24 protein-coding genes and 8 pseudogenes are annotated in these 26,905 nt (G+C 41.8%); 30 read left to right on the top strand and 2 right to left on the bottom strand.

Going from position 1 to position 26,905, the window contains the following annotated elements; translation table 11 throughout:
* Positions 1–293 precede the first annotated feature (293 nt).
* Together JCM19033_RS09970 and JCM19033_RS09975 are read right to left on the bottom strand one after the other, a co-directional pair.
* A complete protein-coding gene (locus JCM19033_RS09970) occupies positions 294–584 on the bottom strand; it encodes a YrhK family protein (RefSeq protein WP_054636201.1) in 291 nt (96 codons plus the stop codon).
* A 162-nt stretch (positions 585–746) separates the two neighbouring features.
* Positions 747–1,615, bottom strand: a pseudogene (locus JCM19033_RS09975) (DMT family transporter).
* Between the two features lie 634 nt (positions 1,616–2,249).
* Between JCM19033_RS09975 and JCM19033_RS09980 the strand changes: the two are divergent.
* From JCM19033_RS09980 to JCM19033_RS10105, 30 genes and pseudogenes are all read left to right on the top strand, one after another.
* Complete coding sequence (locus JCM19033_RS09980) at positions 2,250–2,810, top strand: GNAT family N-acetyltransferase (RefSeq protein WP_054636202.1); 561 nt, start codon at positions 2,250–2,252, stop codon at positions 2,808–2,810.
* Positions 2,811–2,922: 112 nt separating this feature from the next.
* The gene (locus JCM19033_RS09985; protein WP_054636203.1) at positions 2,923–3,426 is read left to right on the top strand and encodes an Lrp/AsnC family transcriptional regulator; all 504 of its coding nucleotides are present in this window, start codon (positions 2,923–2,925) and stop codon (positions 3,424–3,426) included.
* Positions 3,427–3,537: 111 nt separating this feature from the next.
* Entirely contained in the window at positions 3,538–3,864 is a 327-nt protein-coding gene (locus tag JCM19033_RS09990) for a DUF3870 domain-containing protein (protein WP_054636204.1), read from the top strand.
* Between the two features lie 249 nt (positions 3,865–4,113).
* Positions 4,114–5,327 (top strand): annotated as a pseudogene (lhgO, locus tag JCM19033_RS09995) (L-2-hydroxyglutarate oxidase).
* A gap of 264 nt (positions 5,328–5,591) precedes the next feature.
* A pseudogene (gene glaH, locus JCM19033_RS10000) lies at positions 5,592–6,526 on the top strand (glutarate dioxygenase GlaH).
* Between the two features lie 81 nt (positions 6,527–6,607).
* Complete coding sequence (locus JCM19033_RS25570) at positions 6,608–6,742, top strand: hypothetical protein (protein ID WP_269758112.1); 135 nt, start codon at positions 6,608–6,610, stop codon at positions 6,740–6,742.
* Between the two features lie 68 nt (positions 6,743–6,810).
* Positions 6,811–7,401: a ketopantoate reductase family protein gene (locus JCM19033_RS10005; protein WP_054636205.1), complete on the top strand. Its 591-nt coding sequence runs from the start codon at positions 6,811–6,813 to the stop codon at positions 7,399–7,401.
* A complete protein-coding gene (locus JCM19033_RS22155) occupies positions 7,353–7,721 on the top strand; it encodes a ketopantoate reductase C-terminal domain-containing protein (protein WP_083465380.1) in 369 nt (122 codons plus the stop codon). The genes JCM19033_RS10005 and JCM19033_RS22155 overlap by 49 nt, the downstream gene beginning before the upstream one ends.
* Before the next feature lie 8 nt (positions 7,722–7,729).
* On the top strand, positions 7,730–9,409 hold the full coding sequence (locus JCM19033_RS10015) for a sigma-54-dependent Fis family transcriptional regulator (protein ID WP_083465381.1): 1,680 nt from the start codon (positions 7,730–7,732) through the stop codon (positions 9,407–9,409).
* A 185-nt stretch (positions 9,410–9,594) separates the two neighbouring features.
* Positions 9,595–10,745 (top strand): annotated as a pseudogene (locus JCM19033_RS28145) (acyl-CoA dehydrogenase family protein).
* Positions 10,746–10,757: 12 nt separating this feature from the next.
* Entirely contained in the window at positions 10,758–11,210 is a 453-nt protein-coding gene (locus tag JCM19033_RS22160) for an AMP-binding protein (RefSeq protein WP_083465373.1), read from the top strand.
* 40 nt (positions 11,211–11,250) lie between these two features.
* Positions 11,251–11,490: an AMP-binding protein gene (locus tag JCM19033_RS22165; protein ID WP_198153475.1), complete on the top strand. Its 240-nt coding sequence runs from the start codon at positions 11,251–11,253 to the stop codon at positions 11,488–11,490.
* A pseudogene (locus JCM19033_RS22170) lies at positions 11,483–12,265 on the top strand (AMP-binding protein); the annotation flags it as partial. The gene JCM19033_RS22165 and the pseudogene JCM19033_RS22170, both read left to right, overlap by 8 nt.
* Before the next feature lie 5 nt (positions 12,266–12,270).
* Positions 12,271–12,390: a hypothetical protein gene (locus JCM19033_RS25585; RefSeq protein ID WP_269758119.1), complete on the top strand. Its 120-nt coding sequence runs from the start codon at positions 12,271–12,273 to the stop codon at positions 12,388–12,390.
* 30 nt (positions 12,391–12,420) lie between these two features.
* Complete coding sequence (locus JCM19033_RS10030) at positions 12,421–13,101, top strand: 3-hydroxyacyl-CoA dehydrogenase family protein (RefSeq protein WP_306301302.1); 681 nt, start codon at positions 12,421–12,423, stop codon at positions 13,099–13,101.
* Entirely contained in the window at positions 13,074–13,286 is a 213-nt protein-coding gene (locus JCM19033_RS27405) for a 3-hydroxyacyl-CoA dehydrogenase family protein (RefSeq protein WP_306301308.1), read from the top strand. Before JCM19033_RS10030 ends, JCM19033_RS27405 begins: the two co-directional genes overlap by 28 nt.
* 38 nt (positions 13,287–13,324) lie before the next feature.
* Positions 13,325–14,104, top strand: a complete 780-nt coding sequence (locus JCM19033_RS10035) for an enoyl-CoA hydratase/isomerase family protein (RefSeq protein ID WP_054636208.1) — start codon at positions 13,325–13,327, stop codon at positions 14,102–14,104.
* A 12-nt stretch (positions 14,105–14,116) separates the two neighbouring features.
* A complete protein-coding gene (locus tag JCM19033_RS10040) occupies positions 14,117–14,530 on the top strand; it encodes a PaaI family thioesterase (RefSeq protein ID WP_054636209.1) in 414 nt (137 codons plus the stop codon).
* A gap of 5 nt (positions 14,531–14,535) precedes the next feature.
* Positions 14,536–15,307 (top strand): annotated as a pseudogene (locus JCM19033_RS10045) (electron transfer flavoprotein subunit beta).
* A 7-nt stretch (positions 15,308–15,314) separates the two neighbouring features.
* Positions 15,315–16,298 carry an electron transfer flavoprotein subunit alpha/FixB family protein gene (locus tag JCM19033_RS10050; RefSeq protein ID WP_054636210.1) on the top strand — a complete coding sequence of 328 codons (984 nt, stop codon included), beginning with the start codon at positions 15,315–15,317 and terminating at the stop codon, positions 16,296–16,298.
* A gap of 14 nt (positions 16,299–16,312) precedes the next feature.
* Positions 16,313–17,158 (top strand): 3-hydroxyacyl-CoA dehydrogenase family protein, encoded by an 846-nt coding sequence (locus JCM19033_RS10055; protein ID WP_054636211.1) that lies wholly within the window; start codon positions 16,313–16,315, stop codon positions 17,156–17,158.
* A 13-nt stretch (positions 17,159–17,171) separates the two neighbouring features.
* Positions 17,172–18,322: pseudogene (locus JCM19033_RS10060) on the top strand (acyl-CoA dehydrogenase family protein).
* 46 nt (positions 18,323–18,368) lie between these two features.
* Positions 18,369–19,553, top strand: coding sequence for a thiolase family protein (locus JCM19033_RS10065; protein WP_054636212.1), 1,185 nt, complete (start codon positions 18,369–18,371; stop codon positions 19,551–19,553).
* Positions 19,554–19,673: 120 nt separating this feature from the next.
* On the top strand, positions 19,674–21,524 hold the full coding sequence (locus JCM19033_RS10070; RefSeq protein WP_054636213.1) for a TRAP transporter permease: 1,851 nt from the start codon (positions 19,674–19,676) through the stop codon (positions 21,522–21,524).
* A gap of 117 nt (positions 21,525–21,641) precedes the next feature.
* Positions 21,642–22,397 carry an SDR family oxidoreductase gene (locus tag JCM19033_RS10075; protein ID WP_054636214.1) on the top strand — a complete coding sequence of 252 codons (756 nt, stop codon included), beginning with the start codon at positions 21,642–21,644 and terminating at the stop codon, positions 22,395–22,397.
* Between the two features lie 30 nt (positions 22,398–22,427).
* The gene (locus tag JCM19033_RS23420) at positions 22,428–22,694 is read left to right on the top strand and encodes a hypothetical protein (protein WP_054636215.1); all 267 of its coding nucleotides are present in this window, start codon (positions 22,428–22,430) and stop codon (positions 22,692–22,694) included.
* 20 nt (positions 22,695–22,714) lie between these two features.
* Positions 22,715–23,880: pseudogene (locus tag JCM19033_RS10090) on the top strand (MFS transporter).
* Positions 23,881–23,908: 28 nt separating this feature from the next.
* Positions 23,909–25,522, top strand: a complete 1,614-nt coding sequence (locus tag JCM19033_RS10095; protein ID WP_054636218.1) for a long-chain fatty acid--CoA ligase — start codon at positions 23,909–23,911, stop codon at positions 25,520–25,522.
* A 68-nt stretch (positions 25,523–25,590) separates the two neighbouring features.
* Complete coding sequence (locus JCM19033_RS10100; protein WP_054636219.1) at positions 25,591–26,169, top strand: TAXI family TRAP transporter solute-binding subunit; 579 nt, start codon at positions 25,591–25,593, stop codon at positions 26,167–26,169.
* Positions 26,166–26,597: a TAXI family TRAP transporter solute-binding subunit gene (locus tag JCM19033_RS10105; RefSeq protein ID WP_054636220.1), complete on the top strand. Its 432-nt coding sequence runs from the start codon at positions 26,166–26,168 to the stop codon at positions 26,595–26,597. Before JCM19033_RS10100 ends, JCM19033_RS10105 begins: the two co-directional genes overlap by 4 nt.
* The last annotated feature ends 308 nt before the right edge of the window (positions 26,598–26,905 follow it).

Raw genomic sequence — 26,905 nt, forward strand, 5'->3', positions numbered from 1 at the left:
GCTGCATTTTCTATGTCACCGCTCTTCTTTTTGTAATTTTATCCCTCAATACGCAGTGCAAGTGTCTTTAATATGTAGGAGAAGTTTCCTCTCCTTCACCAATAATTTGATACGCCTCGTTTCCTGCGAAACAACCTTTATGGTAACCACCAGGTGTAGAGAATCCTGTGATAAGGAAGAGTTCAACTCACTGTACTATAAAAGGTGATAAAGAAGAAAGAAGAGATTCAGAAGGAGGAAGCTGGGAGGGGTAAGGCAGATAAAACATAAAAGCAGGATCCTTCAAAACGAAACTAACCGTCTGTGGTATACGTGTCTTTGTCGGTTATATCTCTTCTTAAAGAAGTATTGCGAATCAGTCTAAGAAGAGGGCGGATAAACAAGAAAATACTTCCTAGTAAATAAGCCACCATGCCAAATATTTCTGTTTGAGAAGAAAAGTTCAGCAAACTTCCAATAACAAATAAGATGCCAATGAGCAGGTCGTTAATGACAGTAATGACCTTATATCTTCTATAAAAATACAGCCGAAAGCGTCCTGCTTTTACATCTAGATACTCTTTTCCTTCTTGAATTTGCGGCATAAAATCCTCCTTTCTCAAACTAGACAAGAAGAATAATACCGTTCAAGAAGGGAAGTAAACTATTTACATGTCTTGAGAAGACAAAGCCAGACGCAGAAGAACGACCATTATATTAATGAAACTACAGAGGACCTGTGTTAATGTAAAGTACTGGAAACATACTCAATTGGACTGCTTCACACTAAGTACGGTGATTGTAAGCAGGATGATTACCATTCCAAAAAGTTGAATGGTTGTCAAATGATCTCCAAGAAGCATAACGCCAAATAATGAAGCTGTTACCGGCTCTACCATAGCGACCATCGAAGCAGTTGTCGGGGTAGTCCGCCGAATTCCAATTACATAAAATATAAATGAAAGTCCAGCCCCCAAGATCCCTAAGAGAAGGAACCATCCTATGTCGCTTGACGTCACCACACTAGCGGCTTCTGCATTGTCCGCAAAAAGAAAAAGGATGATACAAAAGGAAAAAAATGCAATGGTTAACGTGATTTGCGGATTTCCGGTAGAAGAGGCATTTTTAAACCCGAATATAAACAATGCATAGAAAAGCCCCGCAGCAAGCCCCGCTGCCGCCCCTAGAACACTCACTGATATCGAATCGGTACTGTAGGCACCTGTAAGCAGGATAATCCCCACAAGCACACCGGTAATGCATCCCCATTTAAACCAGGTCGAACGCTCCAGCCGAAATAAAAAGGAAATTAAAAGGACGAACACAGGTGCGGTGTACATTAAAGTAGCAGCAACAGCGACGCTTGATGCCTGGATACTGAGAAAATAAAATGTGAAATTTCCGGCAACACCAAGCCCTGCCAACAGGGACCATATGTATAAACGAGTAGAAAAGATCCAATTTTTTCTAAAGCGAAAGAGAAACCAAGCTAAAAAACATATAAAAGCAACAGCCCCTCGGTAAAAGGAAATGACGATAGGTCCCAGCCCTTGTTCATTAAGATATCTCCAATTCCCCCACTAATGCCCCAGCATATAGCGGCCAGGATAACTAAGCCTACACCTGCAAATCTCATCGTGTGCCTCCTGAAGGTAAGTAATCAAACGTATTTTTGAGTGAGCTATTAAAAAACGAACGTGAGCTATTAAAAAACGAACGTGAGCGTATCAACGTAAATGTAAGGGTGAGACAATGCTCTTTACGTTCCTAATCAAACATAAGTTTTTTTTCAAGGTATTAATGGTAATTCCTTTCAGTTCTCATACCTAAACCTCACTCGCTTGACTTGCAATATGAAGGGACGATACCTTTAAAAAATTAAGAGAAACAACATATCTTTTTGTTATAATAATTCTTTAAGCCCGTTCTACGGCTCCATCTTCTTAACTGATAAAATAAAATTTCATATAAAAGCAAAATTATTTATGAATTAGCTGATGATCATGCTATTGTTTCAATGGTAGAAAAAAACAGGAGTTAGTATCGTACCTGAAAGTGTCCTGCCGGCACATGCCCATATCTGTTTGCTTCATATAGGAAGAGAGCTGCAGGGTAATAGATATTGCTGCTTACAAAAAAGGCCATCCCTAGGCAACCAAGAAATCCACCAGGTACGTGGAATAATGCCAATGGTTAGTCAGCTGTAATTTTTACTTTACTGAATAAAGGTTACTTTGCTTGAATTTTAGTACATAGCACAGGAGGAACTCATGATTGAAATACGAGAGGTGAAACCAGAGGAAATTGATAATGTAGCCGCATTTTTGCTCCCCACCATGGCAGAAGTTTATCCTTTTCCTTTAAGCGATAATGCTAAAAAAGATATTACCGAGATGGAAAAGCTGTTTATTACTAGGGATAAAGCCATTTTTTTAGCCGCTTTTTCCGAAGGGAATGTTTTGGGAACAATTGCTGTCCGGTCCTATGACGACAGAATTACCGCTTTACAAGGTCGGTATTGCTTACCGGACACCTGTGAACTGATTAAATGTTACGTAAAAAGTGATAGCCGCAAGCAAGGCATTGGTTCAAGATTATATGAGAGAGCTGTCCAGTTTTGTAGCGAAACCGGCTATCAAACAATGTATCTTCATACACATGAGTTTTTGCCGGGGGGACTAACTTTCTGGAAGAAGAAAGGTTTTTTAATTGTGAAAGAAGAGAATGACAGGCTGGAGACTGTTCACATGGAAAAAAGGTACCTTTCTGCTGAATTCATGTCTGCTTTTTTAGTCAGTCTGTTGCTAAGAAAGTTCGACATTTTTCAATAGTGTATGGTATGTAATAAAAGCTTCAAAGAGTGTGCTGGATAATACCTTGTAAGACATAAAATGATTACCTATAATTGTAAATATTACATCCTTGAGATGAGGAGTGGGGAAAATGCAACAGCTGGATAAAGTGGATTTTTCTATCCTGGGATTTTTACAGGAAAATGGGAAACGCCCTTACAGTAATATTGCTGATTTACTAGGGGTTAGTGAAGGGACAGTCCGTTCTCGCGTTAAAAAAATGCTCGACAATGGGGTCTTTGAATTTGTGGTTCATACGAATCCTGACAAGGTGGGCCTGCATGTTCAGGCAATTATCGGTTTCTCAACACAGCTGGGGAAGCAAGAGGATATTGCCAAAAAGCTTAAGAGCTTTCAGGAAGTTCGTTTTGTCGGAGCTTTTTCCGGCATGCATGATTTAATTATACAGGCTTATTTTAGAAACAATGAATCCCTCGTTCATTTTGTGAATCATCAATTATCACAATTAGAGGGGATTCAATCAATAGATGTCAGCGTAGAACTAAAGGAATATAAAGATTCTTTTTCATATGTTCTTCCAGAAGGCAAGGATAAGGAGAGCGGCATGGAAGTAGATTCAAAGAAAGCTATCTAACAGCAAAAAGAGAAACTCTCTATTAAACGATTCATAGCAGGCAGAGTAGAGTTGGTTCTCTCCTCTATTTGTAATAATATAGAATAAAAGTGCGGAGAGGAGTAAAAGTACATGGAAAATGGCAACATTGCATTTATTGCCGGCCATGCAAGACTTCCTGAAGGCATGGCGGCGCAAAGTGTGTTTAATACGTTGACAGTCACAGCAGAAGTAGACAGAAAGTATGGAGTGATACTTCAAGCCTCCTGTACTCTGGCGACAGAACATGGAAGGGAATATATTCATCATTTGTTAAGAGGATACAGTCTCAAGGACAGTGTAGAAATTATACTAAAAGCGGTGGAAACCCACTATCATGGAAAAGCAAAGAACGCAATTTTAGCAGCCATTAAAGATTTACATATTCAGTTTCATACACACTTTCTAAGAAATAAGTGAACAAGTCTGAACATTGACATAATTTAAAAAGGAGTATACAGTATTAGGTGGATACTCCTTCTCTTCTAGTCAGGCAGCCCCTGACAGGGCCAGAGAAGGGAAAGGCAAAATTTTTTGAATCATACTGAGTAGCCTATGATTCTTCAGAAGCGTGAAGAGCATTTACAAATAGGTTATAGCCAGTCACCCCGCCTGAAAAGGGAGAAGACTGGCTTTTTTGCATTTTAATCAGGGAATAGGAGGAAGCTAATGTACGATTATGCGATTATAGGTGGTGGAATTGTTGGCCTTTCTGTAGGGCACTCCCTAACAAAAAGGTTCCCTGGGGCCTCCATTTTAATGATTGAAAAAGAAGAAAGCTGGGCCTCTCACCAAACTGGACATAACAGTGGTGTTATTCACTCTGGAATTTATTACAAACCGGGAAGCTACAAAGCAAGGTTCGCAAAGGCGGGCAATCAATCGATGGTAGAGTTTTGCCAAGAGCATAACATTGACCATGATGTCTGCGGAAAGGTTATTGTTGCCACTAATGACCAGGAGCTGCCACGTTTAGATAACCTCTACAAACGTGGGTTGGAGAACGGCTTAAACATTAGAAAAATAAGCAGGGAAGAGCTGAAGGAAAAGGAACCTAACGTGAACGGCCTTGCGGCGATTCATGTTCCTTCAGCAGGAATTGTTAATTTCAAGCAGGTCAGTGAGACTTTTGCTTCGCTGATTGAAAAGGGCGGAGGGACAATGCTTCTTAATACTGAGGTTCAAAATATTACAGAAGAGGAGTCCCAGGTAACCATAGAGACACAGCACAGCACCTATCAAGCCAAAACGTTAATTAATTGTGCCGGCCTTCACAGTGATCGAATAGCAAGAAAAACGGGCTATCATACAGACATGAAAGTGATCCCGTTTCGAGGAGAGTATTATACTCTTAAAGAGGAAAAAAGGGACTTGTTAAAAATCTTGTCTATCCTGTGCCTAACCCAGACTTCCCATTTCTAGGAGTCCACTTTACCAGAATGATAGATGGAGAAGTAGAAGCGGGACCCAATGCAGTTCTTAGCTTTAAACGAGAAGGATACAGAAAGACTGACTTTTTACTTAAAGATTTCATGGAAGTCATGGGGTACAGCGGCTTTTGGAAACTGGCAAGAAATTATGTAAAAGAAGGATCAGAAGAAATGATTCGCTCATTCAGCAAAGCTAAGTTTGTGGAAAGCCTCCAAAAGCTGATTCCTGAAATAACCGGAGATGACTTGGAGCCTGCACCGGCTGGAGTAAGAGCACAAGCTTTAAAGGCAGATGGAAGCCTTGTCGATGATTTTCATATTGTGACTGGGAAAAACAGCTTTCACATTTGTAACGCTCCTTCACCAGCAGCCACAGCTTCCATCCAAATCGGTGAAGAAGTGACAAGGTTGATAGGCATGAAGAAAGAAAATGCTCTCACCAGTCAATCATAATAAGTGATAGAATATTTTGAATATATGTTGACAATAGGCTTAAGCTGTTTTACACTGTAATCAGTTACCCACTCACCTTCTCAGGGTAGAACCTGAAGAATCGTGAATGAAGGAATACGCGAATTCACCTATATAACTCTTCAGCTGTTTAGTTACTATGACTCTATTTCCGTAGAGCATGACCAGTAATCTAAAGCCAGTTGTACTGTGCAACCCCACAGTATAGCTGGCTTTTTATGTTTAATTTCAGAGGAGGAATGAACCATGAGTATGCTTGAACAGGATGTAAAAAGAGATTTTGTAAAGGAAGAGAACACGTTTCGAGTAAGGAAGCATCCGCAAAGCAACCGACTGTATCATATTGAAATCAGTGATGCTGTGATAAGACAATTCTTTTCCGAGCTAAAGGATATGAGCACAGAAAGACTGGAATATGTGCCTTACAACCGATTTATCGCAGCGGCAAAGCTTGAAGAAATTGCAGGGACCTCTTTTTCCCAAACGATTAACAGTATTCTCCATGACCGGGCATCAGGAGGATTTACGATTGGGGTGAAAGAACAAACGAATGACATAGGTGAATATATCCTATTCTCTACTGCTTTAAGTCATTTAATAGGAGAGCCCAACTTCGATGCTATGTCAGGAAAGTACTATGCAAGGTTTACAGTGAAGGATACTGATAACAGTGATTCTTATTTAAGGCAGGCTTATAGGCGGTTTACCTTGCACACTGACGGGACATTTGTAGATGAGCCAACTGACTGGCTGCTAATGATGAAAATGGCTGAAGAACATGCGTTGGTGGAGAATCAAGGCTTCTGCACCTGGATGATTGGAAGGAGCTTGATCGTTTTACTAAAGATCCTTTAGCTTCTTATGAATTTACTTACAAAGCTCCTGCAAGTAAAAATGTACAAGAAGAAGTAAAGCGCAAAACCTTCTTCCTGAAAAATAACAACCCATGCATTTGCTTTATCGACCAATTTGCTTATCCTGAATCTATTCAACAGGCGAAGTATTTACGAGATCTTTCTTCTTCTATGGAGGAAGATGAAAATGTCATTGAGTTAAAACTTCCAACAGGGAATCTGGTTATGCTGAATAATTTATTCTGGCTGCATGGCAGAGCTGCTTTTGAGAAAAATGTTCAGCTTCACAGAGAGCTGCTTCGCCAGCGAGGCCGGTTCTTAAAGTAAGTAAATACTGAAGGAAAGCATGCTGGAAGCTTCTGGTATGCTTTTATTTATGGCTCTGTAACAGATAAAGGGATATGTTTTATGGCAGAATCTGCAGGTGCCACACCAGCGTTGTCTCATCTCACCGGGAATGCGAGAGAAAGGCTGGGATGGATTGTCCACTTGAGCCTTTGGGTTCAAAGCAGAGAACGCCAGACGAAGATTTTACAAAGATAGATAAAAGGAAATGGTTTCTCCCATATAGAAGAAAGGTAAATGACATTTTTAGTCGTAAGGAGGATGCTATGAATATTGCAGTAGTTGGGGCAGGAGCTATTGGAAGTTATCTTGGCGGCATGTTGAGCAATGAAAGCATGAACGTTTCATTGATTGCCAGAGGAGAACATCTTAAGCAAATGAAGAAAAATGGTCTGACTTTAAAAACAAACAACCACGAAAAAACCATAAAAGCAACGTTTACTGATTCTATGGATGCCATAAAAGGGGCAGACCTTATTTTGTTTACGGTTAAATCACCGGATACGTTAAAGACAGCCAGGGAAATGATGCCTTTTGTCAAAAAGGAAGCATCAATCCTAACCTTTCAAAATGGAGTGAGCAACGAAGAAGTGTTAGCTGATCTTTATGGAGAGAAGCAGGTGTTATCTGGTGCTGCACATATTTCTGCTCAGGTAGCCGCCCCAGGCGCAGTGAAACAAGAAGGAAACCATTTATTTTTTATTGGAAGCCTATCAGATGATAACTGCCAAAAGGCAAAAGAGGTTGTACAGTTGTTTGAAAACAGCGGGATCAATGCAAGGTCAAGCGACCGCATCATTGAAAGAAAATGGCGAAGTCTCTTTGGAATGTCACTTTTAATCCTCTGTCTGCTGTAACTGGAGCTGCTGTAGGCGAGATATTAGATTCTCCTGAATTAAATAAAACAGCAGAGCTTGTATTAAAGGAAATCGTAGAAGTAGCAAAGAAAGCAAATATTAAAGTGACTAAAAAAGCAATAGACCAAGTTTTCTCTGATGCCGCCTTAGTACGACATCACAAAACCTCTATGCTTCAGGATAGAGAAAAGGGAAAGCCCATGGAGGTTGAAGCATTATGCGGATATTTCGTTAAAAAGGCAAGAAGGTTAGAAGTGGATACGCCTGTTTTGGAAACGCTTTACTCTTTATTGACCTTTATAGATGTAAGGAAAGGCTGATGGCTCCCATGAGTATATTACATTTCCCGTTTGCTTCATTCACTACTGATCACGAAACTACCATACAGTCCTTAAACGATGCTGCATTTGAACTTTTCCAGGGGAAAGTCGCAGCGGGTGACAAAGCTGATTCTGTCTTTTCTGATTTTCGCACGGACCAAGAAACATTTTTAGGGAAACTGCAAGACCGATGTTTTCTATTTTTTATGCGAAAAACAAACGATCCTTCTAGTCATGGTATTTTCAACTATATAGCAGTGCAAGGGGAAGAATACGCTGGAATGAAGGAGAAGATTAAGGAACTTAATAAGTCAAACCGTGAGCTCGATGCCATCATTGAAAGCTCCTATGATGGGATATACATCACAGATCATGAAGGAAATACATTAAAAACAAATTCAGCCATAGAAAGAATATCAGGCATCCCCAAGCATTACTACATAGGAAAAAACGTCCATGATCTTATGAAAAGAGGGATATTAAAAGAATCTGTCACAACAAAAGTATTGAAAGCAAAAAAAACGGTGAATGTCGTTCAAAAGAATTTTAATCAGAAAAAAACGGTAATGACGGGCAGCCCTATTTTTAATGAAAATGGGGAAATTGAGAAAATTGTAACCAACATTCGAGACTTGTCAGAACTAAATGAGCTGCATGAACAACTAAACGAAGTACAGCAATTAAATAAAAAATACGAACAGCAGCTTGAAAGACTTAAAGCCTATACAAAGGAAGATCCTGAGGTGGTAATTAAAAGCGAAAAGATGCTGGACCTTTTTAACACCGCAGAAAGATTAGCTCAGGTAGATACGACGGTGCTGATTTTAGGAGAAACAGGTGTAGGGAAAGATGTATTAGCCAGGCACTTGTATCGCGTGAGCAATCGCTATGACAGTGGAAACTTTATTAAAATTAATTGCGGTGCTCTTCCTAAAGATCTATTAGAATCTGAATTATTTGGATATGAGGCCGGGGCCTTTTCAGGAGCCAGCCGCTCAGGAAAACCAGGGTTGTTTGAAATGGCAGATAGAGGTTTTTTATTTATGGATGAAGTAGGAGAAATGCCCGAACCGCTGCAGGTGAAGTTTCTCAGGGTACTTCAAGAAAAGGAGATTCAGCGAATCGGTGGAACAAAAACAAAAAAAGTAGATGTCAGAGTAATCGCAGCCACAAATAAGGATTTAAAAAAGATGGTAAAGGAAGGGACGTTCCGAGAAGATCTATATTACCGTCTGCACGTAGTGCCGGTTTTTGTGCCGCCACTCAGGGAGCGAAAAGAAGATATTCTGCCTTTGGTGCAGTCCTTAGTTAATAAGTACAATAAAAAATATGAAATGAATAAAACAGCAGACCGTACATTAACAGAATTTTTCCTAAGGTATCACTGGCCTGGGAACGTCAGAGAATTATCTAATCTGGTTGAACGTATGATGATAACCTGCCCCGCAAAGAGTTTATCCTTTGGCGACCTTCCAGACGAATATAAAGAAGGATATGAATACGTCCCCGAGAGTACATTACTCCCTTTAAAGAAAAGTGTGGAAGAAGCAGAAAAAAAGGTATTATCTACAGCGGTAAAAAAATGGTCTACAACTTATGAAATTGCAGAACACCTGGAAACCAGCCAGGCAACAGTTGTAAGAAAACTGAAAAAATATGGCCTTTCTATTGATACGGAAACTCTGTAATTCAATTTTGGTTCATAATACAAAAATGAATTACAGAAAATAGAGTGAATTCAGAAAATAATTCAAAAATGAATCTTTGTATTTTACCTGAAATATGAAAGCGCTGTTATATAGCGCTTTTTTATTTGGCACGAATCTTGCTTATATATAAGGTGTATGAAAAAGAAGATAAGGAGCGTGTCAAAATGGTAGCTACAGCTAGCGAAGTGTCTCAAATGAAAACGATGATTCGAAACTTTGTGGAAAATGAAGTAGAACCTTATGCTCAGCAAATAGAAGAAGAAGATAAAATACCTCAGCATCTTGTAGAGAAAGCGAAAGAATTAGGGCTTTTTGGCCTCAGCATTCCAGAAGAGTACGGGGGAATCGGCTTGATACATGCGGGAAGGCCGTAGTGCTAGAGCAGTTAGGCAGAACACATAATGGATATGTTTCGTTAATTAGCGCACATACAGGAATCGGCAGCACGGGTTTAGTAAGGCTGGGATCAGACCACCTTAAACAAAAATATCTTCCGGATATGGCATCAGGTAATTTAATAGGAGCGTTTGCCTTGTCAGAACCGGGAGCCGGATCTGATGCAACAAACTTATCCACCAGGGCAGAAAAGGCAGGGGATAAATGGATACTAAATGGAATGAAACATTTTATAACCAATGGTCCCATTGCAGATATTATCACAGTGTTTGCTGTAACTGATAAGGAAAAAGGAGCCAAAGGCGGCATTACCGCATTTTTAGTTGAAAAAGATTTCCCGGGGTTTAGCGTGGGAGCGGAAGATAAAAAAATGGGTCTTAGAGGTTCTTACACTTCACAGATCATATTTGAAGACTGTGTGGTGCCAGAGGAGAATGTGATTGGTGAAGTAGGAATGGGATATGTTTCCGCGTTAACAATTCTGGGCGAAGGCAGGGTAGGCCTGGCTGCACGAGCTGTAGGCTCTTCAGAGAAGCTGATTGAAATGTCAGCTGAATATGCCTTAGAGCGAGTACAGTTTGGAAAGCCTATAGCAGATAACCAAGGAATTCAATGGATGCTTGCAGATATGGCTACAGAAACAGAAGCTGCCAAGCAATTAACAATGAATGCGGCAAGGTTGATTGATGAAGGTAAAAAAGCAATCAAAGAAGCATCAATGGCAAAAATGTACGCTTCAGAGGTATTTAACAAAGTAGCAGATAAAGCAGTTCAAATTCATGGCGGTATGGGTTACATCGCTGAGTATCCAGTGGAAAGATTTTACCGGGATGCCCGAATTACAAAGATTTATGAAGGAACAAATGAGATTCAGAGAATAATAGTCGCCAAGCACATTCTAAATGAAGCAAAAAAATAAGGAGGAAGAAGATTGAAAAAACGTTGGCATGCTTTTTATCCTGAGGATATACCTGAAGAAATTGAAATACCTTCTATTAGCCTCTATGAACTCTTAGACAGGTCAGCGAAGGATTATCCGGAACAAGCGGCGATAATTGATGACAATCAAACAATTTCCTATCAGGAGTTTAAGGAAAAGGTAGATTGTCTTGCTGCTTCGTTATCTCAGCTTGGGTTTAAAAAAGGAGACCGGGCTGCACTGATGTTTCCTAACTCAGCTGAATATTGTGTTTGTTATTATGCAGTCCTTCGATTAGGAGGTATTGTGGTTCAGGTTAACCCGATGTATCAAATAGGGGAGCTGGAGTATTTATTAGAAAATTCACGGTCTTCCTGGTTTTTTAGTAACTACGTTCAGCGAGGGAAAATGTCAGAGATAAAAATCTCACAGATTACTAAAAATATTTATACCGTAAACGAATGAAAAAGACACTTTAGGTGAAGATGAATACAGCCTGTATGACTTGATAGAAAGGGGCCATTCTAAGGAGGTTCCTGAAGTATCTATTGCACCGAAAAAAGATTTAGCTGTCCTTCAATATACTGGAGGAACGACTGGAAAAAGCAAGGGTGTGATGCTCACTCACTTCAATTTAGTAGCGAACGTGTATCAAAGCTTCATTTTTACTACAAACGGTTTAAAGCGTCCCGGGGAGAGAGTGTTTGGCGGTGTCACCATTTTTTCACGTGTACGGTATGACTAGTTGTTTAAATCTTGGAGTGATGAGGGCCGCTGCAATTATTTGTATGAAACGGTTTGATATCGATCATTTTATTGACATTATGAAAGAGCATAAACCCACCCTGTTTTCCGGTGTTCCTACCATGTATATTGCGATCATCAATCATCCTGAGGCATCACCGGAAATCTTACGTTCATTAAAGAGATGTATTTCAGGGTCTGCCCCAATGCCTGTTGAGTTAATGAGAGAGTTTGAGGAGAAAACCAATTCACCAATCATAGAAGGATACGGGTTATCAGAATGTTCACCAGTGTCTCATCGGAATCCAGTAGGGGACCATCGAAAGCCAGGAAGCATTGGAATCCCGCTGCCTAACACTGAAGCGAAGGTTGTGGAGCAGCATAATGGAGAGGAAGAAGTACCTGTTGGAGAAGTGGGAGAACTCGTGATAAAGGGACCCCAAGTCATGAAAGGCTACTGGAATAATGAGGAAGAAACGTCTCTTGCCCTTCGTAATGGCTGGTTGTATACGGGTGATTTGGCCACCATGGATTCAGAGGGATACTTCTATATTGTTGGAAGGAAAAAAGATTTAATTATCGCGAGCGGCTACAATATTTATCCAGCAGAAGTTGAGGAAGTTTTATATGAACACCCTGCGATCAAGGAAGTATGTGTGTTTGGCGTACCGAGCTCATACAGAGGGGAAACCGTAAAAGCTGTGATTGTACCGAGGGATAACATGAGCCTGGTGAAGAGGAGATTATCGAATGGTGTTCAACGAGACTGGCACGCTACAAAATTCCAAAGGAAATTGCCTTTCGCAGCGAACTTCCTAAAACTACGGTCGGGAAAGTGTTAAGAAGAAAACTAGTAGATGAAGAGATTACCAAGAGCAAGGAACAGATGAATAACCCTTAAGAAGAACTAAAAAAATGGAGGGCTGCAACGATGAGTGTTGACCAAATAAAAGAAATCAGTGTCATAGGTTCCGGAGCGATGGGTTCTCAAATTGCAATGGTAGCTGCACTATCTGGATTCGACGTTAAGCTGCAGGACATTAATGAAGAGAGCCTGGGGAAAGCCGAAAAAGAGCTGCGGTTCCGGTTAAATAAAAGGGCAGAAAAAGGCAAGGTTTCTAAGAAGGAAGTTGAGGAGGCTTTTTCCCGTTTAACCTTTTTATCTTCCCTGGAGGATGCTGTAAATAACAGTGATTTTGTTATTGAAGCAATTATTGAAAACGTTGAAGTGAAAAAAGAACTTTTCGAAAAGCTGGACAAGCTTGCTCCTCCACATGCCATTTTATCGACAAACAGCTCTACGATTGTCAGTTCTAAAGTTGCCCATCATACTAATCGGCCAGAAAAAGTTTGCAACTTTCACTTTTTTAATCCGGCATTGGTCATGGAAATGGTCGAAGTGGTTCAAGGTCCTCATACGTCAGAAGAAACATCTCAAACCGCTTTTGAATTAGCGAAGAAATTAAATAAAACACCTATTCTTTTGAAAAAAGAAATATCAGGATTTGTGGCGAACCGTATCCTTGGAAAGGTAATGAATGAAGCATTTATCTGTATGAAAATGAAATCGCGACAGCAGAAGAGATCGACCTTGCCTGTACAAAGGCATTAAACCATCCAATTGGTCCCTTTGCATTAATTGATTTAACGGGATTAGATGTTCATTATAGCGTGAGAGAGCAACGATATAAGGAATCTGGCAATGAAGAAGATAAACCCTCACAGATTATTATAGATAAAGTTAACAAAGGAGAGCTAGGGAGGAAGACTGGCAAAGGATTCTATTCTTATAGATGAAATATTCAAAACTTTCAAAATGAAATCAGGAGGTACAAATGACTTTTCAACACATTTTAGTCGAAAAAGAAGAACAGCTTGCGTTACTCACGATTAACAGGCCGGAAGTTAGAAATGCGATTAATAAAGAAACGTTAGATGAAATTGTTACTTCACTGGAAAGCATAAAAAACGATGATCAAATCAGATGTGTTATTTTTACCGGGCAGGGAGAAAAATCATTCGCTGCAGGCGCAGATATATCCCAGCTAACAAAGAAAACAGCTTCAGATGCCTTAACAAACAATGGCATGCAGCAGGTTTATGATTACATTGAAAGCTATGAAAAACCAACGATCGCCATGGTAAATGGGTATGCTCTTGGAGGCGGATGTGAGCTTGCAATGGCATGTGATATTAGGGTGGCTTCTACTGCAGCTAAATTTGGATTACCTGAGCTTAACCTTTCAATTATCCCCGGAGCAGGAGGTACACAACGGCTGTCAAGACTTGTTGGAAAAGGGAAGGCAATGGAATGGATTCTTACTGGAAAAATCATTTCCAGCGAGGAAGCCATGCAATTTGGATTAGTAAGTGACACCACATCTCCTCAGGAACTGTTTGAGAAGACAAAGTCCATTGCTGACCAGATCCTCGCCAAGGGGCCATTGGCAGTGAAGCTGGCCAAGCTATCCGTTCACTCAGGTTATGAAACGGACATGAAAACGGGATTGATGATTGAAAAGCTCTCACAGGCAATCTTGTTTAACTCGGATGACAAGAAAGAAGGGACCACAGCGTTTTTAGAAAAAAGAAAACCAGAATTTAAAGGTGTATAAGGAGGAGATCCTATGTCCGGTTCGTCGCAGACCCTAAGACAACGCTTTGAAACGAGTCCTTTCTTTTCTCATTTAGGTTTTGAAATATTGGACGCTGGAAAAGACGTCATTTTATTAAAACTGCCAATAAAAAAATATTTGTTAAACACGAACCAGACTGTGCATGGCGGTGTCTACGCTACGATGCTTGATAACATTATGAGCCTGGCAGTGCGGCAGGCTGTGGAGAAAGATATTGTGACCGTTAACATGAATATTAATTTTTTAGCCCCGGTCAAAGAAGGAGATATCGTGGCATCTGCAAAGATTCTTCATCAGGGGTACCGGATTGTAACGTGTGAGAGTGAGATGTACAGCCATGAAGATGTACTGCTGGCAAAAGGCACAGGGACATTTAAAAGTGAAAAAATCTACATAAGGAGGTAAACAAGATGAATGTATTTGTAATCATGAAAAGAACCTTTGACACTGAGGAAAAAATAGTAATTAAAAATGGAATGATCGATGATGACGGAGTTGAATTTATTATAAACTTACGATGAATATGCGATCGAGGAGGCTATACAGCTTCGAGACAAGCATGGTGGAGAGGTAACAGTAATCACAGCGGGCGATGAAGATGCTGAAAAGGAACTTAGAACGGCTCTCGCCATGGGAGCGGACAAGGCGGTTTTACTAGATACAGAGGATGTAGATGAGGAAATCGACCACTTCACCATTTCTGAAATCTTAACAGCCTATCTAAAAGACAAGGAAGCAGATATTATTTTAAGCGGGAATGTGGCGGTAGATGATGGGGCAGGACAGGTTGGTCCCCGTATTGCTGAAAGACTGGGCATCAACCAATTAACTACGATCACAAAGCTTGACGTTGAGGGACAAGCAGTGACAGCAGAAAGGGATGTTGAAGGGGATATTGAAATTGTTGAAACCTCTCTCCCATTGCTTGTTACTTGTCAGCAAGGGTTAAATGAACCAAGGTATCCTTCCTTGCCAGGGATTATGAAAGCGAAGAAAAAACCATTAGAAACATTGGATCTGGATGATTTAGATCTTGAGGAAGAGGATGTAGAAGCTAAGACTTCCACGACAGGAAGGTTTTTACCCCCGGAAAAAGGAGAGGGCAAAATCCTGGAGGGAGAAATTGAAAATCAAGTTCAAGAGCTTGTAAAGCACTTGAGAGAAGAAGCAAAAGTTATTTAATGGAGGGATTAACTATGAAAAAATACTAGTATTGGGTGAGATCCGTGATGGAGAGCTTCGTAATGTTTCCCTTGAGGCAGTCGCAGCAGCACGGAAGGCCGTGAACGATGGCGAGGTCGTTGGTATTCTTTTTGGGAACAAGGCTAGCGAGTTTGCCAGTGAAATGATCAAGCACGGAGTGGATCGTATGATTGTTTCCGAGCAGGAGGAACTTGAACAATATACCACAGATGCTTACAAACAAGCGTGTCTTCAATTACTTGAAGATGAAAAGCCAGATGGAATGCTATTATGCCATACTTCCTCAGGAAAAGACCTGGCTCCTCGAATAGCCGCCGCCTTAAAAACAGGTCTGGTTTCCGATGTGACTGATATTGAAGGTGAAGGGGAGGATCTCGTCTTTACCCGTCCTATCTATTCAGGAAAAGCGTTTGAACAGAAGAGCATGAAAAGCGAATTGATGCTGGCCACCATTCGTCCTAACAACATTCCCGCTTTGAAGAAAGACGAATCCAGAGAGGGAGATGTCTCTTCTGTTACTTTCGACATCAAAGACTTGCGGACAGTTATCAAAGATGTTGTAAAGAAAACAAGCGGCGGCATTGATCTCTCGGAAGCGAAGGTGATTGTTGCTGGCGGCAGGGGAGTAAAGAGTGAAGAGGGATTTAAGCCTTTAGAAGAGCTTGCTGAGGTATTAGGCGGTGCGGTAGGTGCTTCAAGAGGAGCATGTGATGCTGAATACTGCGATTATTCTTTACAAATTGGCCAGACAGGCAAGGTTGTAACACCTGATTTATATATCGCAGCAGGGTTATCGGGCGCAATACAGCATCTGGCAGGGATGTCCAGCTCTAAAATTATTGTAGCAATTAACAAGGATCCGGAAGCCCCTATATTTGAAGTAGCTGATTATGGAATCGTAGGGGATTTATTTGAAGTGATTCCGCTGCTCACAGAGCAATTCAAGAAGGAATTAATGGCACAAGCTTAATTGGAGGTAGGCTAATGAAACAAATTGGAGTGGTGGGAGCAGGGACGATGGGAAGAGGAATATGCTATGAAGCTGCTCTCGCCGGCTTTCATACAGTTCTTCATGATGTAGACTCATCTTCCTTGGAAAACGCTCGAACCTACATTGAGGAGCTTTTCGAGAAAAATATAAAGAAAAACTATATATCTGCTAACCAGGCTGCTGAGTCCCTTGAGAGGATTTCTTATACCACTTCACTAGATGAAGCCGGCTCTGAGGCAGACATGGTCATAGAAGCTGTCCTTGAAATTATGGAGCTTAAAACAGAAATTTTTCAGCAGCTTGATGAGATTACACCCAGCCATACAGTATTAGCAACCAACACTTCAACCATGAGCCCTACAGAGATTGGAGCACAAACCAGGCGGCCTGATCGCTGCGTAGCCATGCATTTTTTTAACCCGGTGCATAGAATGAAGCTTATTGAAGTGGTCCGCGGCCTGGAAACGTCGCAGGAGACAGTAGACAAGGTATTTGAAGCAGGGAGACATATGAAGAAAGAATGCGTTACTATAAACGAGTTTCCTGGCTTTGCTGTCAGCAGGATGAACTGCTTAATTGGAAATGAAGCAATGAATATGGTCATGGAGGGGGTGGCCACTCCAGAAGATATAGATAAATCTATGAAACTAGGATTAAACCACCCTATGGGCCCGTTAGAGCTGGCAGATTTAGTAGGATTAGATACACGCCTGCGCAATATGGAGTATTTATACAAAACACTGGGAGAGAAATATCGCCCTTGCCCCCTATTAGTAAAATATGTTAAAGCAGGAAGGCTTGGAAGAAAGACGGGAAGAGGGTTTTATCAATATTCCTGAGGAGTGGTCACACATGAACTTTCAGCTGGATGAAGATCTTATATTGCTTAAAAAAAATATTAGAGATTTTGTTGCAAATGAAGTTGACCCTTTATCTATGCAAATAGAAGAGGATGACCAAATTCCGGAAATAATCGTGGAAAAGTCTAAAGACATAGGATTGTTTGGACTAAGTATTCCAGAAGAATACGGCGGATTAGGAATCGGAATGATAGGCAAGTGCGCTTTATATGAAGAGATCGGGAAAACTCACAACGGCTATACTACGTTAATCGGTGCCCACTCAGGGATTGGATCGGTTGGAATCGTAGAGATGGGAAATGAAGAACAAAAACAGAAATATTTGCCTGACATGGCATCCGGGGAAAAAATCGGCGCTTTTGCATTAACGGAGCCTCTGCCGGCTCCCACGCTACCAACTTAAAAACTACGGCAGTCAAAAAGGGAGATAAATATATTTTAAATGGCACAAAGCATTATATAACGAATGCCCCCATTGCAGATGTTTTCACTGTCATGGCTGTCACGGATGCATCCAAAGGACCTAAAGGGATAACATCTTTTATTGTAGAAAAAGATTTCCCTGGCTTTAAGGTTGGCGCAATTGAGAAAAAGATGGGACTAAAAGGCTCTCAGTCTGCTGAAATATTTTTTGAAGACTGCGAGGTGCCGGAGGAAAACGTTCTTGGAGAAGAAGGACAGGGGTATGTAAACGCATTAAAGATTCTAGCTAATGGACGGGCCGGTCTGGCGGCACGCAACCTTGGTTCTTGTCAAAAGCTGTTGGATATGTGCATGTCATTTTCTGAAGAAAGAGAACAGTTTAAGGTCCCTATCATTGAGCATCAGGCAGTGGCTCATATGATAGCGGAAATGGCAATGGATATCGAGGCGCTACGGTCGTTTACGTATCGCATTGCCTGGATGGTAGAAGAAGGACAAAAAGTAATTAAAGAAGCTGCCATGCTCAAGCTTTTTGGCTCCGAAGTATATCACAGGGTGGCAGATAAAGCTGTTCAGGTGCATGGGGGCATTGGATACATTCAAGAATATCCCATTGAAAGGTTCTACAGGGATGCCAGGATAACAAGAATCTATGAAGGAACCTCTGAAATTCAAAAAAATATTATTTCAGGTCAATTGAGAAAGGAATATCAGCGGTGACTCGGAAAAAGGACGAAAAACTGACAAAGGAAGAGGAGGGGTACGAATGAGAGAAGAAGAAATTGTAATAGTCAGTGCAGTGAGGACGGCAATCGGCAGGTACGGAGGTACTCTAAAAGATAGTAATTCTGGTTATTTAGCTTCTGCGGTGATTCAAGAAGCGATTAGCCGAGCGGAGCTCTCTCCTGAACAAGTGGATGAAGTCATTTTGGGAGAAGTTCGGCAAACAACTAAATCTTCCAACGTAGCTAGAGTAGCGGCTTTAAGAGCCGGACTTCCTGCGGAAACGCCGGGTTATACAATTAATAGATTGTGTGCCTCCTCATTGCAGGCAGTGGCTTCCGGGGCTCAGCAAATTTTGACAGGGCAGGGAGATATTATTGTTGCCGGGGGAACTGAAAATATGAGCGATGCTCCTCATTACTTAAGAAATGCCCGATTTGGCGGAACACCCAAACTAGTTGATTCCAATACAGAAAATGGCCAGCAGCCAATGGAAATATACGGTGAAGAACTAGGGATGGGAAAAACCGCTGAAAATGTCGCAGAAAGATACAACATTTTACGAGAAGATCAGGATGCTTTTGCATTGCAAAGTCAGGAAAAGGCTAAAAATGCTCAAGAAGCAGGTATTTTTGACGAAGAAATTGTACCGGTCAGTGTCCGCGAAAAAAAAGAAACAAAGCTCTTCACTGTAGATGAACATCCGCGGCCCTCTACGACGATTGACAAATTGAAAAACCTAAAGCCTGCTTTTAAAAAAGATGGAACTGTCACTGCCGGCAATGCTTGCGGAAGGAATGACGGTGCAGCGGCCCTTCTGCTAATGAGCCGTTCTAAAGCCCAAGAGCTTGGCATAAAGCCGATGGCTAAAATAACCGGCTGGAGTGTGGCCGGGGTAGATCCTGAGGTAATGGGCGTCGGACCGATTCCAGCGGTACAAAAACTTCTGAAACAGACCGGGGAAAGTCTGAATAACATTGGGAGGATTGAACTTAATGAAGCATTTGCCTCTCAAGCATTAGCTGTCATTCGAGAGCTGTCACTGCCGGCTGAAAAGGTTAATGTGAACGGTGGAGCAATTGCCCTTGGTCATCCGTTAGGAGCGACAGGAGCGAGAATTCTGACTACCTTGCTATATGAATTAAAGCGGAGTGAAGAGAAAAAAGGAATAGCTACTTTATGTGTTGGCGGCGGCCAGGGCATGGCAATGATGGTTGAGACAATTTGACCACATTTATGACAGCGTTTTCAAAGAGTTAACGCTATTATAGCTTAATGAAAAAGGGTATTCAGGCTGCCAGTCTCGTGGAGGGGATTTCATTAGTCCCCAATCAAAGGGGGATTTTTCATGAAGACTAATGAAACTGAAAAGATTGATTTAAGAGTTGATGAGGAGGAACGAAGTAACCTGGAGGAGGTACTTGACCAGGAAAACGGCTGGTCACGTGCCTATCGTACCTGGCGGCTTTTCCTTTCTGCTATTTGTATAGGACTGGCTTTTTACATTCTGTATTCTGCTGCTTTTGGCGGTATGCCTGCGTGGCAGCATAGAGCGGTATTTACTTCCCTTGCCCTTTTCCTCTGTTTTAGTTTTGTTCCTTATAAAAAGGGACGAAATAGATTACATCCTGTGTTTGACCTCGTTCCATTAATATTGTCTGCAGCCTTGGTCGCATTTACGTTCCTTGCTTACCCGGAGGTGTCAATGCGCGGAGGGAACGTCTTACCAATGGACATCGCTGCAGGAACTCTAATGATGGCTTTAATTATCGAAGGTGTTAGAAGAACTGTAGGAATTGCTATGGCCTCACTCACTTTGTTTTTCATTATCTATGTGTTTGCAGGTCCTTATTTTCCCGGTCTGGCTGGTCATCCAGGGTATAGCTTTAACCGACTAATTGACACGATGTTTATTTCTACAAACGGAATTTTTTCAGACCCGATTTACATTGCTTCTACTGTCTTAATTTTGTTCCTGCTTTTTGCATCCATCTTATTGCGGACGGGAGCTGGACAATTCTTTATTGATTTTGCTTTCTCTCTCACCGGAAGGTTGCGTGGCGGCCCTGCTCTTGCTTCAGTTCTTTCAAGTGGAATGATGGGGACAATTACAGGAAACGGGGTAGCAAATGCCACCATGACGGGACCATTTACGATCCCTCTTATGCGGAAAGTAGGATATTCAAGAAACTTCTCAGGCGGTGTTGAGGCAGTAGCATCGCAGGGCGGGCAGATTATGCCGCCAATAATGGGCGCGGCTGCTTTTATTATGGCAGAGTACACAGGAATTCCTTTTATACAAATTGCTGCTTATGCTCTGATTCCTGCTCTCCTGTACTTCTTCATGGCGAGCTTAATGATTTATTTACAAGCACGAAAGCAGGGGCTTGAAGGTTTGCCGAAGACAAAGCTTCCAAACTTTTGGGAAGTCATCTTTAAAAGAGGATATTTAATGCTCCCTCTTATCCTCATTGTGGTTATGATGATCCAAGGTTACAGTCCTATGAGGGCAGGAATGTGGGCAATCGTGTCCTTGTGTTTAATAAGCTTACTCAGAAAAGAGACACGGTTATCATTTGTCAAATTTCTTGGTGCCATTGAACAAGGTATAAAAAACTCCATTTCAACGATTATGGCCTGTGCAGGAGCTGGTATTATCACCGGTGCGGTCATTATGACAGGGTTAGGAACAAGGTTTTCCCGACTCGCAGTTGATCTATCAGGTGGAGAACTGCTGCCACTGCTTCTGTTAATCATGGTGGCGTCTATTATTTTAGGTATGGGAATGCCCACCGTTTCTGCCTATGTTATTTTGGCAACAGTAGCTGTCGGTGGCTTAACACAAGTTGGTGTACCGGTAATTGCAGCTCACCTGTTTGTATTCTATTTTGGAATATTCTCAGGAATTACTCCTCCTGTGGCAATCACATCCTATATTACGGCGGGGATTGCAAGGGGAGAGCCGATGCGGACATCCTTTCAGTCAATGAGAATAGGGATTGCAGGATTTCTGCTTCCTTATATGTTTATTTACAACCCTACCCTTCTTTTGGAAGGAAGCACACCTACTATTATTTTAGGAGTAGGAACGGCAACGATAGGACTTGTTTCCTTTGCGTGTTTCATACAGGGTTATGCGGTTTCAGCAACTAATCTTTTGCAAAGAATCACATTCCTGGCAGCAGCCTCCTGCTTGTAGCCTTTGAACCGGTTACAGATGGACTTGGTATCCTTCTCTTTCTTGGAGTCTTTATGTACCAATGGATAAAAAATAAAATGAGCTTCGCTCGAAGTTCACAAGAAGGGAGCGGAAGAAATGGAAGATCTGAAAGGGAAAGTAGCACTGGTTAGCGGTGGTGCAAGGGGCCTTGGATTCGAAATTGCTCTTACTCTGGCAGAAGCAGGCTGTACGGTATGCGTATGCTCCAGGCGCATTGAGGTTGAAGGCCGTGCTGTACAAGTCTTAAAAGAAACAGGTCAGGAAGTCTATGCCGAACCCTGTGACGTCACCCAAAAGGACCAGATTGAACATTTCGTTCAGAATATTTTAAATAAATACAAGCGGATAGATATCTTAGTGAACAACAGCGGAGCAACGTGGGGAGCCTCCGTTGAAGATATGCCGGAGGAGGCATGGGATAAAGTAATGAACGTAAATGTAAAAGGACCTTTTCTTCTTTCCCAGCGAGTAGGAAAGGTGATGAAAGAACAAGGTTACGGAAAAATTATTAACGTTGCCTCCGTAGCTGGATTAAAAGCAGAGCCTCCTGAAGTACTGGATGCCATAGGGTACAGTACAAGCAAAGCAGCTGTCATTCACTTTACCAAGGACCTTGCAAGAAAGTGGGCTTCTCATAATATTTACGTGAATGCCATTGCACCCGGATTCTTTAAGAGTGACATGACAAAAGGAATTCTTGAAGAAAAAGAAGAGCAAATAAAAAAAGGGATACCGCTGCGTCGCATTGGGGAGCCCCCTTTATTACGCGGACCCATTTTATTTTTAGCATCTTCAGCGAGTGATTTTGTAACAGGCCATACTCTCCCAGTCGATGGGGGTGCTCATCTATAAAATAGGCAGTAAAGAAAAGAGGATATTGTTTTGCCAAGTCTCAAAGAACGAGAGATAAATCGAGAGAAGCTTTTATCATTTACGCTATTTATCAATGTTCTCATCATGGTAATGAATACATCTATGTTTACCATCGCCGTACCTGAAATTCAATCAGATTTTCAACTCACAGCTTCATTGGCAGCCTGGATGGTCACCAGCTATTCTGTTTGTTTCGCGGTAGGCACACTTCTATATGGCCGCCTTACTGCTTTTTTTCCATCCCTTCCTTACTCACTATTGGTCTTGGGCTATTAGGTATTGGCTCTGTAGCAGGAATGCTTGGAGACAGCTATCCGGTCCTTGTGGCAGCACGCGTCATTCAGGCAGGAGGAACTTCGGCTATTTCAGCGCTTGGCATTGTAGTCGTGTCCCGTTATTTTCCGATAGGGGACAGAAACAAGGCAATTGCTATGATAGCCTCTGCCTCTGCCTTGGGATTTGGCCTGGGGCTTTATTAGGCGGGGTGATTAGTGATTATCTGGGCTGGCGATATTTGTTTACTGTAAGCTTACTTGGAGTTTTAACGATCCCTATTTATCGGCGCTATATTCCCTCTCGTGTAGAAAGGAATGGAAGCTTTGACATTACAGGCTTTCTATTATTCAGTATCTCTATTATTTCACTTTTGTTGGTTGTTTCTTCTGGTGTGCTTTGGTATTTGCTCGGGGCGTTATGCTTTCCTCTTTTCTTATTTCACATTAAAAGAAAACAGGATCCCTTTTTACCGCTGTCAATGCTTCAGGATCGTATTTATCAAAAGGCCCTGTTTTTAGCTTTTACCATTTTCTTTATTCACTTTTCTATTTTATTTGTGACTCCTTTGTTACTCGTTCACATACATGGTAAAAGTATTGCCGTTGTAGGCTGGATCGTATTTCTGGGGGCGCTGGCATCTACTATTGTTATGAAATTTTTGGGTGAACACGTGGAGAGAATCGGCTTGCCTAGGATTATTGGCTTAAGCACAGTGTGTATGCTGGCTGGGACGTTTCTCTTTTCAGGCTTTGGAGACCGTTACCCTTTACTGGTCACCCTCTTCTTTTTTGTTTCAAGCACAGGATTTTCCTGCGTCACCATGGGGATGTCCAATTTCATGACAAGATACTTGCATCCGGAACAGATGACATCGGGGTACGGAACGATACAGTTAATTCAGTTTTCTGGAGGAGCTTTTGGAGTGACACTGACAGGGAAGGTTCTGGAAATGCCTTTTGCTTCTGGTGCTTTGTGGAACGCCTTCTGGCAAGACGGCAGCCAGGCATACAGTAACGCTTATTCCCTGCTCTTCATTGCCGCATTTGCCGCGTTTGCTGTGTTTCTTCCTTTTTATATGCAAACTCATCAAATGAAATTAAATCATAAAAATACAGATTCATTCTCTAGAGAAAATCATGCCTATATGAACAAAAATAAGGTCTCTCGTTCACAGGCTCAAGATTGATTGATCACTTATAAAGAGGAGGGAAAGAATGATTGATCGGCCATGGTATAAACATTATCCGCCAGGGGTTGAAAAAGAGGTTTCTATCCCAACGGCGTCTTTGTCTTCTTTATTAAAAAAAGCTTTTAAAGAAAGGCCCACAAACACGGCTGTTATTGATGGGCCAGTGCGGTGGAGTTATCAGAAGTTGTACGAAAAAGTTCTTTCATTCTCTCATTCCCTTTCTGTAAAAGGGTTTAATCCGGGTGACCGGGCTTTGATAAAACTTTTTAATAGTAAAGAGTACATCGTCGCTTATTTTGCTGTCATAAGACTTGGAGGGACTGTGGTACAAGCGAATCCTCTTTATACGAGTGAGGAGTTAAGAGAGTTAATTAATGATTCAAAGGCCAGCTGGGCAATCAGCCATGCCGAACATGCTGACAAAATTCAGCGAGCGGATCGCAGGAATAGGCTTGGAGTAGTTCTTGTCTCTGCCGCTCAATCCAGCGATGATACAGAGTCTTTCGAAGCCATGATCAAAAATGGAAATCCTGCTCTGGCTCCTGAGCATGATATCAACCCTTACGAAGATGTGGCTGTGCTGCAATACACGGGAGGCACGACCGGCAAAAGCAAAGGAGTCATGCTCACCCATCAGAACATTTTCTCCAATGTCTATCAAAACTATCATTTTACTGTGAAAGATATTAGTGAAGAGGGGGAGAAACTGCTGGGTGTATCACCTTTTTACCACGTCTATGGAATGAGTGCTGTCATGCTCCTGGCTGTATTCAGGGGTTCCACCGTAATTTGTATTTCCCGCTTTGACCCAAAGAAGTTCCTTGAAATTATTCGAAAAGAGAGACCTACCTTGTTTTCCGGTGTTCCGACTGTTTATGGGGCTCTTTTAAAACAGCCTGAGGCTACAGAAGAAACGATGAAATCTCTGAAATTATGCATGGCTGGTTCTGCCCCTCTTCCGTTGGAAGTAATTAGAGCTTTTGAAGAAAAAACTGGAGCCGTCATTTTAGAAGGATACGGGCTCTCAGAAACCTCTCCGACTACTCATCGGAACCCTGCACAGGGAGTCAGAAAAGCAGGAAGTATCGGCATCCCAGTTCCTAACACGGATTGTAAGATTGTCGATCAGTTTACTGGCGAAAAAGAAATGCCAGTTGGGGAAGTGGGTGAATTAGTCATAAAAGGTCCTCAGGTAATGAAAGGATACTGGCAAAGAGAAGAAGATACGAAGAGGACTCTGGTGGACGGCTGGCTGTATACAGGGGACTTGGCCCGAATGGATAAAGACGGCTATTTTTATATCGTAGGACGAAAAAAAGAGTTAATTATTGCCAGTGGATACAATGTTTATCCTAGAGAAATAGAAAATGTGCTTTATGAACATCCTTCTATTCAAGAAGCAGCGGTGTACGGGATACCAGATGAATACAGGGGGGAAACCGTGCAGGCAGCGGTTGTATTAAAAGATCAAGGTTTCATAGATAAAGAGGAACTTAGAGTGTGGTTAAAAGAAAGACTCGCAGTGTACAAGGTGCCAACAAAGATAGACATTTTACCCTCACTGCCGAAAACAAGCGTAGGAAAAATATTAAAACGAACACTCCAAAATCAAGCGAAAGAAAACCAGCTTTTAAAGTAAGGCTGCGAGACGAGCTTTTCAAGCAGTTACAGGGAGCACCCTGAATAACAAAAGAAAGAGGGATAAGTATGAAACGTTATGGATTAATCGCAGGGGCAGCGGGCATGTTGATGATCACTGGATGCGGAGGGGAAAGCGCAGGAGGTAATTCTGATAGTGATTTGATGCATTCACATATTTCAGGGCCTACAGCTTCTGGCTGGTATCCTCTTTCCACGTTGATGACTGATATATGGATGGATGATATAGAAGGGGCAAATATAACTGTTGTGGAGGGAGGAGCGATAGGAAACATTCGTGATGTGAACCAGGGAACAGAAATGCTGACAGGGATGGCCTTTGCTTCTGATTTTGCCGATGCTATTGAAGGGCGGGGATCGTTTGAAGGAGACCCTCAAGAAAACATAAAAGGACTAGCTGTGCTGTATCCTACGTTATGGAATTTTGCTGTATTGGATTCCAGTCCTTATGAAACGATTGAAGATGCGCTGGAAAACGGAGCAGACATCATTCCGGGAGAAGCTAATGATGCCAGTTCTCAAACAGCTGAACGTGTGTTTGAGGCAATGGGTTATACGACTGAAGATATTGAAGCAAACGGCGGAAGTGTAACATATAACGCTACGGAGATGCCAACAACCAAATGAGAGATGGCGGGATTGATATGGTCGTACAAGGAGGGTCACCCTATGTAACAGGCTTAAGTGAGCTGGACACGACCAACCCTGTCCGTCCTCTTCCAATACCCGAAGATGCCTTGCAAGAGCTGGATGAAGCAGGATACGGATATAATGTTGAAATGTCAATTCCCGCCGGCTCTTATTCTAATTTAGAAGAGGATGTGCCAACTGTCTCAACCATGGCTATGGTAGTCGTAAATGAAGATATGGATGAAGAGACTGTTTACGAGCTCACAAAATCCCTTTGGGAGAACCTTGAACGTTTTCAGGACGAACAGCCAAACAGAGGGGACTATTTTGATCCAGAGCTAGGTTATCACGGCCTGGTAGACCCGGATGAAAACATGCATCCTGGAGCAAAACGATACTACGAAGAGATTGGAGTTGTAGAGTAAGGAAAACAATCCTGACTGTACAAGGATAAATGGGCTGGAGGAGAGGGGATTGTATCTCCCCTCCGATTTTTCAGGAAAACACAGATATTTGTGACTGGCATAAAGGTGAAACTGCCTGCTGGCGGGGTGTTTTCGTTAATAGAAATTTTCCCTTCATTATAGAAACCAACTTGGAATGGATAATAGCAGAAAGTGAGGGAGCAAGAAATGACGACGATTAATTTAATTGGTTTTCTTTTAGTAACTCTATATGCTCTGTATTTATTTTACACTCTAGTAAAAACACGCTATGAATACATTAAACTTGG

The organism is Thalassobacillus sp. C254 (genome assembly GCF_001310615.1).